Origin of the sequence: Desulfonatronum lacustre DSM 10312, assembly GCF_000519265.1 — a bacterium.
GTDB lineage: Bacteria > Desulfobacterota > Desulfovibrionia > Desulfovibrionales > Desulfonatronaceae > Desulfonatronum > Desulfonatronum lacustre.
The window spans coordinates 1,638,777-1,653,378 of record NZ_KI912608.1; the positions used below are offsets into that span (position 1 = coordinate 1,638,777).

General features: G+C 60.1%; 12 protein-coding genes, 1 tRNA gene and 1 other RNA gene. 2 read left to right on the forward strand and 12 right to left on the reverse strand.

Annotated elements, in window-relative coordinates; all coding sequences use genetic code 11:
* Positions 1 to 27 precede the first annotated feature (27 nt).
* The 9 genes from DESLA_RS0107715 to DESLA_RS0107770 form a co-directional block, all read right to left on the reverse strand.
* Positions 28 to 1,206, reverse strand: a complete 1,179-nt coding sequence (locus tag DESLA_RS0107715; protein ID WP_028572010.1) for a BaiN/RdsA family NAD(P)/FAD-dependent oxidoreductase — start codon at positions 1,204 to 1,206, stop codon at positions 28 to 30.
* 28 nt (positions 1,207 to 1,234) lie between these two features.
* Positions 1,235 to 2,611, reverse strand: a complete 1,377-nt coding sequence (locus DESLA_RS19360) for an SH3 domain-containing C40 family peptidase (RefSeq protein ID WP_051434487.1) — start codon at positions 2,609 to 2,611, stop codon at positions 1,235 to 1,237.
* A gap of 38 nt (positions 2,612 to 2,649) precedes the next feature.
* Entirely contained in the window at positions 2,650 to 4,107 is a 1,458-nt protein-coding gene (gene cysS / locus DESLA_RS0107740; protein WP_028572013.1) for a cysteine--tRNA ligase, read from the reverse strand.
* A 29-nt stretch (positions 4,108 to 4,136) separates the two neighbouring features.
* Positions 4,137 to 5,372 carry a 2-C-methyl-D-erythritol 4-phosphate cytidylyltransferase gene (ispD, locus tag DESLA_RS0107745; protein WP_028572014.1) on the reverse strand — a complete coding sequence of 412 codons (1,236 nt, stop codon included), beginning with the start codon at positions 5,370 to 5,372 and terminating at the stop codon, positions 4,137 to 4,139.
* Between the two features lie 42 nt (positions 5,373 to 5,414).
* Positions 5,415 to 5,905, reverse strand: an RNA gene (gene rnpB / locus DESLA_RS22045) — RNase P RNA component class A.
* A gap of 252 nt (positions 5,906 to 6,157) precedes the next feature.
* Positions 6,158 to 6,913 (reverse strand): zinc ribbon domain-containing protein, encoded by a 756-nt coding sequence (locus DESLA_RS0107755; RefSeq protein ID WP_337833216.1) that lies wholly within the window; start codon positions 6,911 to 6,913, stop codon positions 6,158 to 6,160.
* A 23-nt stretch (positions 6,914 to 6,936) separates the two neighbouring features.
* Complete coding sequence (locus tag DESLA_RS19370) at positions 6,937 to 8,007, reverse strand: Nif3-like dinuclear metal center hexameric protein (RefSeq protein WP_051434488.1); 1,071 nt, start codon at positions 8,005 to 8,007, stop codon at positions 6,937 to 6,939.
* A 350-nt stretch (positions 8,008 to 8,357) separates the two neighbouring features.
* Positions 8,358 to 8,433, reverse strand: a tRNA-Ile gene (locus tag DESLA_RS0107765).
* A 65-nt stretch (positions 8,434 to 8,498) separates the two neighbouring features.
* A complete protein-coding gene (locus tag DESLA_RS0107770) occupies positions 8,499 to 9,398 on the reverse strand; it encodes an NAD(P)/FAD-dependent oxidoreductase (RefSeq protein ID WP_028572016.1) in 900 nt (299 codons plus the stop codon).
* 116 nt (positions 9,399 to 9,514) lie between these two features.
* On the opposite strand from DESLA_RS0107770, the gene DESLA_RS0107775 reads away from it, so the two are divergent.
* Positions 9,515 to 10,336, forward strand: coding sequence for an ABC transporter ATP-binding protein (locus tag DESLA_RS0107775; protein WP_051434489.1), 822 nt, complete (start codon positions 9,515 to 9,517; stop codon positions 10,334 to 10,336).
* Positions 10,337 to 10,358: 22 nt separating this feature from the next.
* Here DESLA_RS0107775 and DESLA_RS0107780 read toward each other — a convergent pair whose 3' ends face one another.
* From DESLA_RS0107780 to DESLA_RS19375, 3 genes are all read right to left on the reverse strand, one after another.
* Positions 10,359 to 10,826, reverse strand: a complete 468-nt coding sequence (locus DESLA_RS0107780; RefSeq protein ID WP_028572018.1) for a hypothetical protein — start codon at positions 10,824 to 10,826, stop codon at positions 10,359 to 10,361.
* A gap of 123 nt (positions 10,827 to 10,949) precedes the next feature.
* Entirely contained in the window at positions 10,950 to 11,738 is a 789-nt protein-coding gene (locus DESLA_RS0107785; RefSeq protein ID WP_156932907.1) for a hypothetical protein, read from the reverse strand.
* Positions 11,739 to 11,846: 108 nt separating this feature from the next.
* Positions 11,847 to 12,533: a TVP38/TMEM64 family protein gene (locus DESLA_RS19375; RefSeq protein WP_051434490.1), complete on the reverse strand. Its 687-nt coding sequence runs from the start codon at positions 12,531 to 12,533 to the stop codon at positions 11,847 to 11,849.
* Between the two features lie 465 nt (positions 12,534 to 12,998).
* Here DESLA_RS19375 and DESLA_RS0107795 point away from each other — a divergent pair, with 465 nt between their 5' ends.
* Positions 12,999 to 14,594 (forward strand): sigma-54-dependent Fis family transcriptional regulator, encoded by a 1,596-nt coding sequence (locus DESLA_RS0107795; protein ID WP_028572020.1) that lies wholly within the window; start codon positions 12,999 to 13,001, stop codon positions 14,592 to 14,594.
* The last annotated feature ends 8 nt before the right edge of the window (positions 14,595 to 14,602 follow it).

Here is a 14,602-nt window from a genome sequence, read left to right on the forward strand (position 1 = left end):
CTTCCCGCTTGTCGTCGGCGCGTCGGATCAGGCCCTCTGTCCGGCCACGAATCCGGACGACCAAGCCCACTGCAGATTGTATCCGCCCAGCCGTCCGGTCACGTCCAGAACTTCACCGGTGAAAAAGAGTCCGGGCACGGCCTTGGCTTCCATGGTTTTGGAGGAAACCCCGTCCGTGTCCACACCGCCCAAGGTCGCCTCGGCTTTGTCCAAGCCTTCCGTTCCAGACGGGAGAAAGGCAAAGCCATGAACCACCCGCTCCAGGGCAAGACGCTGTTTTTTAGGCAGACTCCCCGCTTGGCCGGACCAGCCGTGATAGCGGCACAACAGCTCCGCCAATCTGGCCGGCAAGGCCGCTGCCAGGGCGTTGTGGACCTCCCGGCGCGGCGCTTGCTCGAGCACTTCGCCGATCCTCCGCTCCGGAAGCAGGTCGATAATCAGATGCCGCCCCGGCCGCCAATACAGCGAAGCGTCCAGGGTCGCGGGACCGGAGATTCCCCGGTGCGTGATCAAGAGAGCGTCCTCAATACCATCGGGAATCCGAGCGCCCTCCACAATAACCCGAACCGGCAGGGAAATCCCGGTCAAATCCCGACAAAAAGCGACCAGATTCTCCGAGGCCCGCAAGGGAACCAAGCCTGGACGCGCCGGAAAGACCCGTAAGCCGAACTGCTCGGCCAAACGCAGGCCGAAGTCCGTGGCTCCGATCCGCGGCCAAGCCGGCCCGCCAGTGGCCACCACCAGGGAACGTGAAACATAAGCTCGTGTCCGGCAATGGACCTGAAACCCGTTGGCCGTCGCCGAGACCTCGCGGATAGGTTCGCCCAGGGCCCAGGAGACCCCGGCCTCCTCGGCCTCGCGCTGCAAGGCGGCGACAACGGCCGCCGCGCCGGGCACGCAGAACAGCCGTCCATGGTCGGCCTCCACCGTCTCCACCCCGTGCGCGGCCAGAAAGGCCAGGAAACGCTCCGGAGGGTACTGAGCCAACGCGGACTTCACGAAGTGCCGGTTGGCGCAGACGTAGTCCTCGGCCCGTACCCGGCGATTGGTCACATTGCAGCGCCCCCCGCCGGAAATGCGCACCTTGCGCCCCGGTCGGTCCGCATGGTCCACCACCACGACCCTTCGGCCCCGCTTGGCGCACTGGGCCGCGCAGACCAATCCGGAGGCCCCGGCCCCCAGAACCACGACATCGCAATGGGTCATGACGGTGCGACGGCAATCGATGAGCGGATTATCTTTCCCCCAGGATGGTCATGCTGGTCACCCGTTCCACCAGCAACCCCTGGGGTTTGATCAAGGTAGGGAGTTCCGCCCCAGGGGTCAGGGTGGTGATCACGGTACGTCCCAGAACCCACCGCCCCGGAGTGCTGACCCGCGGCCCGCGGCCCCTTGGTTCCTCGATCCGCAGCCCCCATATGGAATGCAGGACAACCGGTCGCCCCGAGGCAGGATCCGGGCCGAGGTAGAGCATTACGTGACCGGGCAGGTTCACGATAGTCAGCAACGGGACGCCGTGTTCAAGGATGCTCCGCTCCTTTTGCGTCGCGTCCAGGTCACTCAAATCCACGACCCGCCCCGCCTGGGCCTGAGCCCGGGAATTTCTGGGCATGGCGATCCCGAACAGGGCCTGGACATCCTGGATCAAGGCCGAACAATCCCGATTTTCATACATTCCGCCCCAGCCGTAAGGCTGGCCCAAAAGCCCGTCCAGCACACGGACATACCGCTCCACGGTCGGAGGCAAGGGCCAGGGCTCGGCCCCCTGTTTCGCAAGGAACGCGGTGTGTAGCTCGGCCCAGCCGTCCGCCCGGCGCTGTGGAGTGAGCACCGCGATCATGCCCGCCGGTGCTGGCTCGTCGGAGTGCGGCAAGAGCATGCCCACCCGTCCGTGCAGGGCATACATGCCGTGCGGCGTGCGCAACACCTCCCCATCACGAGTCATGGCGATCAACTTCGCGCCACGAAACGTCTCCATGAAGGCATGGTCCACCCAAGCCACTTCCCAGGGACGCACCCAACCGGCAACGTGCGGCGCCGTCACCAGATACCAGTCGCCGTCCGGGGAAGCATGGATCACGCGCACCGGAGTCCCCGCCGGAATCAGGGAATTCTGAAGCATGTCAAAAGGAAAGCCCTGCCCCGCGGACGTGGGATCATTGAATATCGGTCCCAAGGACGGCAGGACGCGCAACGAGACCGGCCCGACCGTCACCGCCGGATGCACCAGCGAAGGGAAGAGTTCCGGTGAACTGCGCCGCTTCATCTCCTCCAGCCATCCGCCGGGAACGGGCAACAGATTTTCCCCGTACACCTCCCTGTCCTGGTAGCGCCGCAGCCCCCAGAACAGATCCAGATCGTCCGCGGATTCGCCGTCCCATGCATCCCAGGGCGCGAAATACCGGGCCAGGAAATCGCCTGCCAGTTGTTGCTGATCCAGCTCGGAAATCAAGTGCTCCGTTTCCCCGAAGCGAGGCACGTACAGCCCCGTCGCCTGAGGCAGCAAGCGCAGATCCGACACCTCGCCCGGCGGAGGGAACTTGGGTGCGCAAGCGGAAAGCAAAAGCACCAGAAAAAAATACGCCGCGATACGCAGTGGATGTGTCGTCATGGATTGAACTCCGAAAAAGGGTCATTCCCGGATGGAAACTACATCACGTCCCAGACCTGCCCCCCGGGCGTATCGCGAACCTCCACGCCCATTTCTGCCAGTTGACCCCGCAATGCGTCGGCCTGCTGAAAGTCCTTGGCCAGCCTGGCTTCTTGCCGCACGGAAAGCAGTTCCTCGACACGGGCCACGTCCAGCTCGTTGCGCTGGATTCGCATCTCCTTCAACCGGGCCAGCCATTCCCCCGGTTCATCCAGGAACAGTCCCGTGGCGTGGCCCCAGCTTTGTAAATCCTGAAGAATTCGCGCTCCCAGGTCGCGGCCGCCGCTGCTTTTGCGCAAGCCCTTGTTTTCCAGCATGCGGTTGGCCATGCGCACCACGCCGAAGACATGACCCAAGGCTCCGGCGGTGTTCAGATCGTCCTCCATGGAGCGGGTCCACTCGGCTTCCAGGGTGGTCAGTTCGGCCTCCATTTCCGGAGTCAGGGCGGCATTGCTCCATTTGGCCCCGCCGGCGTGCTCCCGGAGCAGGGCCATGGTCTGGTAGATGCGGTGCAAGGCTTTTTCGGCCTCTTCCATGGACGCGTACGTGAAGTCCAGGGGGCTACGATAATGCTTGGAAAGCAGGAAAAAGCGCAGCACCTCGGGCTGAAACTTGGCCAGAATGTCCCGGATGGTCACGAAGTTGCCCAAGGATTTGGACATTTTTTCGGAATTCACCTGCACGAAGCCGTTGTGAACCCAGAACCGGGCGAACTCGCCGCCCGTGGCGGCCATGGACTGGGCCATTTCGTTTTCGTGGTGCGGAAAGGTCAAATCCTGTCCTCCGCCGTGGATGTCCAGGGGCAGGCCCAGCAGGTGTTCGCTCATCACTGAACACTCCAGGTGCCAGCCAGGACGCCCCTGTCCCCAGGGACTGGGCCAGGAGGGTTCTCCCGGCTTGGCGGATTTCCACAAGGCGAAATCCAAAGGATCTTCCTTGCTTTCCCCAGGCTCGACCCGGGCCCCGGAACGCAGTTCCTCGATGTTTCGTCCGGACAGGCGACCGTAGCCTTCGAAGGCCCGGACGCGAAAGTAGACGTCGCCCCGATCCGTGGCATAGGCGTAGCCCTTGGCGATCAGGGATTCGGAAAGGCTGATCATGCCGGGGATATGTTCCGTGGCCCGCGGCTCGAAGTCCGCCCGGAGGATGGCCAGACGGTCCATGTCCTCGTAGAACGCGGCAATGTACTTTTCGGCCACCTCCGAGGAGCCGATGCCCTCGGCCGCGGCCCGGTTGATGATCTTGTCGTCGATGTCCGTGAAATTGCGGACAAAGGTGACCTTCCAGCCCTTGTAGCGCAGATACCGGACCAGAACGTCGAAGACCACGGCGGACCTGGCGTGCCCGATGTGGCAGTAGTCGTACGCCGTGATCCCGCAGACGTACAAACGGACATGGTCTTCCCGCAGCGGTTGAAATTCTTCCTTTTTCCCGTGCAAACTGTTGTAGAGGAGCATAACGACTCACATGGTCTCGACAGTGTTGATTATTTCGAATCGGGGCGACGCATGGCAGTGACCACGGCCATGGCCTTGATGCCCTGCTTCGCGCCGGTGAATCCCAGCCCTTCTTCGGTGCTGGCCTTGACCCCGACCCGGGCGGAGTCCAGTCCCAGCAGCCTGGCGACATTGCGCCGGATTTCCTCGCGCCGGGGAGCGACCTTCGGGATCTGAGCGACGATGGTCAGGTCCACGTGGGTCAGGACCAGCCCTTCCCTGTGGGACAATTCCAGAACTTCGGACACCAGCACGGCGCTGTCGATGTTCTCGAACCGTGCATCCGAATCCGGAAAGAGTTCTCCGATGTCGCCCTTGCCCAGACAGCCCAGCAGGGCGTCGGCCAGGGCATGCAGGAGCACGTCGCCGTCGGAATGGGCGATAATCTCCGGAGCGCCGGGAAAGGGCACGCCGCCCAGCTTCAACGGACGGCCAGGACCAAAGCGATGAACGTCGTAGCCGAACCCCACGCAGGGAATGGGAGTGATCATCTCGACGGGATCCTTGAGCAGGTTGAGATCATCCGGGTTGGTGATCTTGATGTTGCCGGGGTCTCCGGGAATCACGCGCACGACCTTGCCCAGCCGCTCCACCAGGGAGGCGTCGTCCGTCACCTCCCACTGCTCTTGCTGGCAACGCCGGTGGGCCTCTTCAAGGACCGCGCGGTCAAAGACCTGGGGGGTTTGCACCGCTCGCAGGGTGGCCCGGTCCAAGGTGGCCGACACCCGCCCTCCGCTGACCTGCTTGACGGTATCGGTCACCGGAAGGCCGGGAATCGCTCCGACCGCGGCTTCATCGCCGACGTCGGACGACTCTTCCCGCAATGCGGCCACCAAAGCCGTGACCAGGGCCGGACGGACAAAGGGCCGGGCCGCGTCATGGATCAGCACGATCTCGCTTTCCCGCGGAACCTCGGCCAGGCCGAGCCGGACCGAATCCTGCCGCAACGCCCCTCCCTGGACCGTCAACACAGGAAGCCCCGGCTGCTCCGCGTCCACGAGCCGCCGGACCCATTCTTCTCCCACGGCCAGTTCTTCGGCCGGAAAAACCACCACCACCCCGCGCAGATCCGGAATTTGCGCGAAAACACGCACACCGTGCCAGAACAGGGGCACGCCCCGCCAAAGCAGAAACTGCTTCCTGGTTCCCACCCCGGCCCGTTCCAAACGGGAACTTTGACCGGCGGCCAGCACCACGGCCCAGGGACGACGTAAAGTGGATTTCATGGATGAAGCAGAAGTGGAGGTCATGGAAGCACTTGATGAAAACGCGGAAGTCGGGCGATAAGCCGGGTCCTGTCTCCCCGCGCTCACTTTGCCCTGGCCATCCCTCAAGCAATGAGAAGATTGCCAAGGTAAAGCAAGCGCGGGGCGGTTGTCATTCCTCTAGGACCGGAATTGCTTCCGGCCTCCAGCAACCTACCCGAGGACTTCGACCGGGCCGGCCTCAAACGTCCTCCTATTTGGTCTTGCTCCGAACGGGGTTTGCCGAGCTTGCCGCGTCGCCGCGGCAACTGGTGGGCTCTTACCCCACCGTTTCACCCTTACCCAGCGCTCACTTTGTCCTGGTTCTCCTTCATAAGGATGAGAAGCTTACCAAGGACAAAGTGAGCGCTGGGCGGTCTGTTTTCTGTGGCACTTTCCCGGGGTCGCCCCCGCTGGACGTTATCCAGCGTCCCGCCCTGTGGAGCCCGGACTTTCCTCCCGGGAAGCATTTTGCCGAGGCAAAGCGCATCCCGGACGACAACCTGCCCGACTCCCGCGAAAAATGAATATAGAACAGCGCCCTTCCCAGGTCAAAGCAGCGGAAAAATCCAAAGTGAGCCTCTTCTCTTGCTCACATCTCCCGGAACCAAGTCGAAATCGAGATCGAGATTGAAATCGAATCGAAATGCGTGCCGCGGGGAGTTGGCCTCCCCTCGTGCCCATTGGAATGTTTCCCGTTCACAAAAGCCGCCTCCAGGGTACGCCGGTTCCTGGCTGCGTCCGATGCATTTTCAGGCCAAACCCGGCTACGCCGCTTCAGCCTCCTCACTCTCTTCGTCCCTGGAGAAGTGCTCGGACCAGTAGATGATTCGCTGACAATTGGGGCAGCTCAGGATCTGCTCCCCTTTTTGCAAAACATTGTAAGTCTGCGGCGGGATGCTGATGTTGCACCCCTTGCAGATTCCCTCACCCACCGAGACCACAACGGGCTGGGAAAGCCGGGCCCGAATGAACTGGTACCGGCTCAGGATCGGCTTGGGAATCACCTGTTCGGCCTCGCCGCGCAGCCCTTTCAGTGTTTCCAATCGCGTCTTGGCGGACTGGAGCTTCTGGTTGATCTGCTTCTTTTTCTGGGTGATTTCCTGTTGCAGCGCGGTCAATTCGGCCTGGGTCGTGGCCAAGGTTTCCTCTTGCCGGGCGAGTTCCTCCAGCAGGGAGATTTTTTCTTCTTCCCGGACGCGATTGGTTTTTTCCAGGTTGTCGATCTCGCGCATCATGGCCTGATGCTCCTTGGAGTTGGTGACCATCATCAGCTTGTTCTTGCTTTTCTTGATCTTTCGCCCGGAATCCTCGATATCACTGTCCAGTTGGTCCCGCTGCGTGATAATCATGGCGATTTTTTCCTTCAAGTGCGCCACCGCGTCCTTGAGTTCGAGAAGACGCGCCTCCATGCGTTCCATCTCCAAAGGAGCGTTTTTCAAGAATGTGTTCAACTGCATGATCTCGTCATCGATCATTTGCAGGGCGACCAATTGCTCGATCTGTTTCAAATACAGGCTCAATGTCTTTCCCTCCTTAACTCCGCTCAATATTCCGCTTTATCCGACCCGTTTCGCATACCCCGGCCGCGTCCCCGCCCGGCTTCAACATATCTGGAAGGCGAGGACAAAAAATCGATTCCGGGGAAAAAAGCCACCTCCACGGCGCCGTGGGTCAGCTTGCGCCGCAATTCCTCGGAGAATACGCGCATCATACGCTCCTCCAGGACGAAGTGGCCCACGTCCACCACCAAATACCCCAGCTCACGGACGGCCTGCGCGTCATGGTACTTGAGGTCGCCGGTCACGTAGACCTGAGCCCCGACCTTGGCGACCCGCCCCAGCAGCGACGCCCCGGACCCCGGACAGCAAGCCACCCTGCGCACCTTCTCAGGAATAATCCCGGCCAGCGCCCTCGGGGGGCCGCCGATGAGCCGCTTCAAAACCTCGTAAAACTCCTCCCAGGGAGACGATTCCGGCATCTCGCCCACGAACCCGAAGCCGAGCGGTTCCAACGGCAGATCCAATTCATGGGAAATCACCCGAAGCGTGTTGTCATCCGCGCCGGATATCGCTCCATACACCTCGAAATCACTCCCCGGAGCGGCCACCGCTTCCAAAGCCCGCGCACCAAGGGCATAGACCTCGACCCCCGGACGTCCTTCAAGCCCTTGCGCAACCTGCTCAATCCGGCCCTCCGGGCCCAAGATCCGGAACCAGCGCCCGACACGGCGTCCTGTTTCCTCCAGCACGGAGACGTTTTGCAATCCCAGTTCCCCGGCCAGCCACCGCACCGGCCCCCGAGGCTGAACGTCCAGGCTGGTGTGCGCGGCGTACAGCCAGGCGTCATGGCGCAGCAACGCCCCGAGGACATGGTGGTATCCGTTTGGCAGGACAGGCAATTCCGGCTTCAGGGTCAACGGGTGGTGTACCAGGATAAAGTCCGCGCCCCAGGCCAAGGCCTGATCGATCAACTCGGGGGCGGGATCCAACCCGACGGCCAGTTTGCCGACCCGCTTCTTGCCCGCCGCCACTTGCACCCCGCCGCGGTCCCAGGACGCCGCCCATCGTGGCGACGCGGTCGCCTCAATCATGGCAATCAGTTCATGAACGTGCATGGCCAGACCTCGCCCTGTTCATGGTTTGTCCAGATTTTCGTAAAAAAACGGTATCTACTCAGCACATTTTGTATCCGCCCTTGCTCCGGCAATCGGAGTCGGGGTCGCTATCGGAATCGGAATCGGAACAGGAAGAAATCAGAACACATCCCAGCGTTTACGATCCCGATCCCGATTCCGACTCCGACCCCGGAAACGGAATTACTCTATGCTGAATAGTTACAAAAAACGACAAAAAAAAGGTGTTTCCCGGATAAACTTTTCCAAGAAACACCTCTCGTAAGAACGGCGAACAATATTTCAGCAATGCGGGTGATGTCGTATGCGCCTGAGGCACCAGAATCCTCTTGTGGTGGGCCTACCAGGACTTGAACCTGGGACCTGCCGGTTATGAGCCGGTGGCTCTACCAACTGAGCTATAGGCCCTTTTTGAATTTGCAAAAGAGATGATAGTTACCCTGTCACGGGAAGCCCTGTCAAGCGCAAATCCATCATTCTTTGGGACGGACCTTTTTGACGTGTTCAATGGCGGACCTGGCGGCCAGGGCTCCTTCTCCCACGGCAACGCTGATCTGCAAAAATCGCCCGACGCAGTCTCCGGCCGCGAAAATTCCGGGGATATTGGTCCGCTGCTGTTCATCCACCTCAATAAACTGCTTGCGCATCACCAGCCCCAGGCTGACGGCGAAATCGGAAGTCCCGGCCTGGCCCATGGCGATGAACAGCCCGTCCACCGCGTCATGCCCGCCGTCTTCGTACCGCACGGCGGACAGACCATCCTCCCCTTCCAGCCTGGCGATCTTGCGCTCCGAGACCGGTATTCCGGCCTCACGCAGCTTGTCCAGAAACTCCGCCCCCATGTCCAGGGCCTTGCCCTGGGTGCAAACATGGACCTTGGGCGTATAGTGCAGCAGCTCCAGAGCCTGATTGGCCGCAAAATTCCCCTCGCCCAGCACCATGACCTGTTTTTGGCGAAAAAAGAAGCCGTCGCAACTCACGCAGTAGGAAACGCCCTTGCCTTCATAGTCGTGCAGATTCTCGATACCCGGCCGGACCCTGGCCACGCCGGTGGAGAGAATCACCGCCCAGGCCTCGTACTCGTCCTGTTCGCTCCGGACATGATACCGGCCCTGCTCTCCCAGGTGAACCCCAAGGACACGGTCGCACAGAACCTCCGTCCCGAACCGTTGAGCCTGCCGCGTGCCGCGCTCGATAAGTTCCCTGCCGGAAATGGTTTCGTCAAAACCGAAATAGTTGTCGATATCATAATCCCCGGCAACCTTCGGCGCGCACCCCAGGACCATTGTCTTCATTCCGGCCCTGGCTGTGTAAATGGCCGCGGACAATCCCGCCGGTCCCTGGCCGATGATCAGTACGTCAACCTTGCGCATGACATGCTCCTCGCCCGTCTCTCGAGCAACTCGTTGAAGATCGTTGACAAAAAGGTCACGGTAGAAGGACCTGACCGAATTGTCAAAACCACAGCTCACCGTTAGAGTGCCCTGAAATGCCTACCACTGATCAGTTCTCCATTGCGGCCTCCATTGTCCCCCCCATTCTGGATATCCACGCCGCTACGGTTTACAGAGGCAGAAATCGGGTTTTTCATAACCTGTGCCTGACCATTGAGCATGGTCGACACACGGTGATTCTCGGCCCCAACGGCGCCGGTAAATCGACGCTGCTCAAACTTTTGGCCAGGGAACTCTATCCTGCCGCGAAACCGAACACGGTCCTTCGACTGTTCGGCCGGGAACGATGGGATGTCTGGGAACTGCGCTCCCGGCTGGGCATCGTCTCCTCCGATCTGCAGCAGGACTATCAAGGTACGGCCAGCGGCCGGGAAGTGGTCCTCTCCGGACTCAGATCATCCATCGGCACCTATGCCCACCAGCGGTTTTCCCGCGAGGAACACGACCGGGCCGAACGGATCCTGGAGGAAATCGCCGGGGCCGACCTGGCCCAGAGACCTTACGCATCCCTGTCGACGGGGCAGCAACGCCGCCTGCTGCTGGCCCGCGCCCTGGTCCACGACCCCGAGGCCCTGCTGCTGGATGAACCCACCTCGGGTTTGGATATCGCGGCCTGCTTCCACTACCTGGCCACGATCCGCGAGTTGATGCGGCGCGGCAAAACCATGATCCTGGTCACCCACCACATCCACGAGATCCCCCCGGAAGTCGACCGGGTCGTCCTGCTCAAGGCAGGCCGAATCGTGGCCGACGGCCCGAAACAGGCCGTGCTCACGGAACAGGCCCTGACCGATCTCTTCGTCGTCCCCCTGCGCCTGTTGGAATCCGGCGGCTTTTATCAGGTGGTTCCGGGCTGAACCCCGTCCATGGCCTTCCGGGTCAGGACCACAGAATCGTGCGTACCCGGGATTCCAGAGGCAGGTCCAGTTGGCGAGCCAAATCGGCCGCTTCGCCCCTGGCCCTCTCCAGGCCGAAATGCACTCCCGGCAAAACCAGCCGGCTTCTGCCCCGCAGCTCGACCACATGAGCCAGATAGACGGGTCGCAAGTCCCCGCCCAGCACGTTCGCAACGCCCACGGCCCGAAAATCGCTGAATAAGAATCCCCGGTGGCGCTCCCGAAACAGAATCCGTCGATACTCCTCCACCACATCGGCCCGCTGATCGATATGCACCTCATGCCGATATGAGAAACAGCCCGCGGCAACCACCGACAGGACCACTCCAGCGAAAGCGCTGAGTTCCCCTCCCGGACGCAACCACATCCAGACCAAAAACAGAACCAGGGCCATTCCGGCGGCAAACCGGCCGATGGTTCGGCTAAGCCCGGAATCCGCTCGAATATCCACTAACGCATCCTTCAACACGTCCGCTTCGCACCATCCACGAGACAGAAAACCTCCTGAAGCGAGACGCCGAACGAACCGGCGTCAAGAGAGTGACCGCAACGCGCCACAATGCACCACAACGTGCTACAACGTGAACGAATCGTAGACTCGAAACAGATCCTCGTAAGCGAGTCCCTTGCGAATGCCCAAAAACATCTCCACGGACATTTCCATTTTGTTTTCCATGTCCGCCAAAATTTCCTTGCGCAGCAGGATCAACCGGTACTTTACGAAATCGTGTTCAAACCCATCCTGGATCAGGGCCATGCCCTCGGAAAAATAATAGGACCGGATGTATTCGGAAAACACGACCATCTTCTTCAGATCATTGCGCCGGGCGAACATGGAGTAAACCATCATGTTGATGATCAAAGCCTCGATCTTCATGGATTGATCGATGAGCAGAAAACGCTCCCTGGTCTTGGGATTGTCCAGACTTTGAAGGGCTTGTTGGGCGATCTCAAAGACTTCCTTCTCGAAAATCGGGGAGATGGAAAACCTGGATATGATGCGGATCAAAACTTTCTGCGGGTTTTCATTGTCCGCGATGCCCAACAGGCAAATGGCCAGCAGATCCAGCTTGCGGTGCAGATCCCGCAGCAAATTGCGCTGCTTGATCCCGGCCAGGCGTCGACAGTCTTCCGGAGAAAGGCCGGACTGCAGAAGCTTCAGCAGGTGTTTGATGAACGGCTCAGTGGCGTGCTTGGCCTCTTCGGGTAGAATTTTTCCATTCTTCCGTTGATCCAGGGTCTTTTTCAAAGAAAGCCAGTACGCGGCCACTGCTTCCAGGGGGGCATGCACCAAGTCGAGCAGCCGCCCATCCTGCTGGCCGCCCTGCGCGGAAGTATATGATTTCGCCAAGTTGTCACTCACGATCGCCTCGCGGTCTCCATAAAAAGTCTGAAAGCACACTCAATTCCATGCTCGACAACCGGAACTCCGTATTTCTACCCGTGGCGTGACCATCAACGACTTCGATCATCAGCTTGTCGACTGTGATCCGCCAAATGCCTTTTGCAGAACAAAACCCGCGACGAACAAGCCCGCGAGGACCAACAACGGCCACATCACCTCCAGGCTGAACAGTTCCCCGGCCTCGTCGGCGTCCACGACGTTATGCAGGATGGAGGCGTACAGCATGCCTTTGACCAGATACCCCAGAATCGCGCTGAAAATGAAACGTTTCAGGGGGATCCGCAACAACCCGGAACCGTAATTGATCACGGAATGGGGAAAGCCGGGCAAGGTGCGCATGGCGCAAAGCATCAGGAAGTTCGTGTTGCTCCGCAAAACCCTGTACACCTTTTGCCGCTGAACCCGTTCCACCCAGGAAACAGCCAGCCTTCCGGAGAAGTAGTAGGCCGCCATACTGCCCATCACGCCTCCGGCGGCGATCATCGCCGCTGCCGGCAGCGGGTCGTAGAGCAGCCCGATGACCAGAAACATCACCGAACCAGGCAGGGCGAAGGCGAAAGGCAGGGCCTGGGCCAGGATCAATATCGGCACGAGCCACCAGGCATGGGTCCATTGAGCGGCCTCGACGTGGACCACGCTCCAGTCAAAAGCCGCTCCGAAAGCCGCCATGACGGCCAGTATCGCCACCGCGAAAGTCCAGCCCGCGATGGTCAGCGCGGAGGGCCCGAGCCCCCGTCCACCGACACGACTCATCAGCGACATAATTCCTTCAGCAAGAGTAACTATTCAGCACAGCCTGGGTAGAGCCTCATTCCGAAGCTGGATTCCCGCCTTCGCGGGAATGACATGTTTTTAATGCCGTCTCCGAGCCAGTCATACCCGCGAAGGCGGGTATCCAGGCCACTTTTACTCGAATGAGCTGAGTAGTTACCAGCAAGATAATGTTGTTCAAAACAAAAGGTTGCGATGCCGCAAAATCAAGACAAGCCGGACCGCGAGCAAAGAGATACCGCGAAGCAGGTTAGCGAAAAGCACGGATCAGGTACAGCCCACGGTCGAAACAAACGCTCTTTACATTAACGTAAACATAGAATCACTGATTACCCATTTTTGTCGGTCAAAAATGGCTAACAGTGTGAGAACTGCAAATAAAATTCATACAATTTAGATAATTACTATTTTTGCATATCTGGAATACTTTTTGCGATATCCGAGAGTATGCGTCCAGACACCAGAGATCTCAAGCTGAAAGTCCTTTCCAGCATCAGTGAAATTATCGCCAACCTGCCGGACCTGGAAAACACCCTCAGGGATGTGCTGCGGATCCTCTCGGAGACGCTGAGCATGAAGCGGGCCACGGTGACCCTCCTGGACCGCAAGACCGGCATGTTGTTCATCACGGCCTCTTATGGACTGACCGGGGAAGAAATGCGTCGCGGGGTGTACCGCCTGGACGAGGGCATTACCGGGAAGATCTTTCAGACCGGCAAGCCCTATGCCATCCCGGACATCCGCAAAGAGCCGCTGTTCCTGAATAAAACCCAATCCCGAACCCTGGAAAAGCAGCACCTGACCTTCATCGGCGTTCCGGTCATGCTTCAGGGACAGGCCATCGGGGTTCTCAACGTGGACCGTCTTTTCGAAGACCATGTCTCCTCCCAGGAAGACATCGAATTCCTGCAGGTCGTGGCCGTGCTCATCGCCCAGTTCATCAGTCTGAACGAGAAGTTCCAGGAACTGCGGGCCGAAAACGCGTCCCTGCGCTCCAAAGTCTCCAGGAATTCCGATGGCCCCTACATCGTCGGACGCAGCCTGGCCATGCTGGAAGTCCAGCGCCAGATCGAACGGGTCGCCCCGACCAAGGCCACGGTGTTGCTCCAGGGCGAGTCCGGCACGGGCAAAACCCTGATCGGGCGGATCATCCACGACCTTTCCGAACGGAAGAACTTCCCGTTCATCAAGGTCAACTGTGCTTCCATCCCGGAAAACCTTCTGGAATCAGAGCTGTTCGGGTATGAAAAAGGGGCGTTCACCGGGGCTATGGGAACCAAGCCGGGGAAGTTCGAGGAAGCGCACAAAGGATCCATTTTTCTGGACGAAGTAGGCGAACTGCCCTTGGGGTTGCAGGCCAAGCTGCTCCGGTTCATTCAGGAGAAGGAGTTCGAGCGGTTGGGCAGCAATAAGACCCGCAAGGTGGACGTACGCATCCTGGCGGCCACGAACAAGGACCTGGAAATCCTGGCCAACCAGGGGGCTTTCCGTCCGGACCTCTACTACCGCCTGAACGTCTTCCCCATCCACACCCCGGCTCTGCGGGAGCGCAAGGAGGACATCGAAGGCCTGCTGATCCATTTCCTGCGCAAGGTCAGCCGGGAGTACGACCGGGAAATCCACTTCTCCGTGGAGGCCTTGGAACAGCTCAAGGGCTACGATTGGCCGGGCAATGTCCGGGAGATGGAGAACCTGATCGAACGGCTGGTGATCCTCACCGAACAGGACCGGATACAGCCGGAGTTGATCCAGCCCTACCTTTCGCCCCGCCCCGGAACGACCGAAGGCCCGGTTCACGGCCAGGGCAAGCTTGCCCCCCCCGGCACCTCAAACAAACCGGCCCTGCTGCGGGAGATGGAAAAGCGAGAGGTGATCGCGGCTCTGCGCCGCAACGACTGGATCCAGGCACGGGCCGCCAAGGAACTGGGCCTGACCCAGCGCCAGATGGGCTACAAGGTGGCCAAGTTCGAACTGGATGCCTTGGTTTCCGTGCAAAAGGTCAAAGCCAGAAAGCGCAAAGTCGAGCAGCCCACCGAAGCTTGACGGCCAAG

Excerpts from the sequence above, each read along its gene's own strand:
- DESLA_RS19375 (WP_051434490.1), bottom strand. The coding sequence starts at position 12,533 with ATGAGTCGTGTCGGTGGACGGGGGCTCGGGCCCTCCGCGCTGACCATC.
- DESLA_RS0107770 (WP_028572016.1), bottom strand. The coding sequence starts at position 9,398 with ATGCGCAAGGTTGACGTACTGATCATCGGCCAGGGACCGGCGGGATTG.
- cysS (WP_028572013.1), bottom strand. The coding sequence starts at position 4,107 with ATGCTCCTCTACAACAGTTTGCACGGGAAAAAGGAAGAATTTCAACCG.
- DESLA_RS19370 (WP_051434488.1), bottom strand. The coding sequence starts at position 8,007 with ATGCACGTTCATGAACTGATTGCCATGATTGAGGCGACCGCGTCGCCA.
- DESLA_RS0107795 (WP_028572020.1), top strand. The coding sequence starts at position 12,999 with ATGCGTCCAGACACCAGAGATCTCAAGCTGAAAGTCCTTTCCAGCATC.
- DESLA_RS19360 (WP_051434487.1), bottom strand. The coding sequence starts at position 2,611 with ATGACGACACATCCACTGCGTATCGCGGCGTATTTTTTTCTGGTGCTT.
- ispD (WP_028572014.1), bottom strand. The coding sequence starts at position 5,372 with ATGAAATCCACTTTACGTCGTCCCTGGGCCGTGGTGCTGGCCGCCGGT.
- DESLA_RS0107775 (WP_051434489.1), top strand. The coding sequence starts at position 9,515 with ATGCCTACCACTGATCAGTTCTCCATTGCGGCCTCCATTGTCCCCCCC.
- DESLA_RS0107715 (WP_028572010.1), bottom strand. The coding sequence starts at position 1,206 with ATGACCCATTGCGATGTCGTGGTTCTGGGGGCCGGGGCCTCCGGATTG.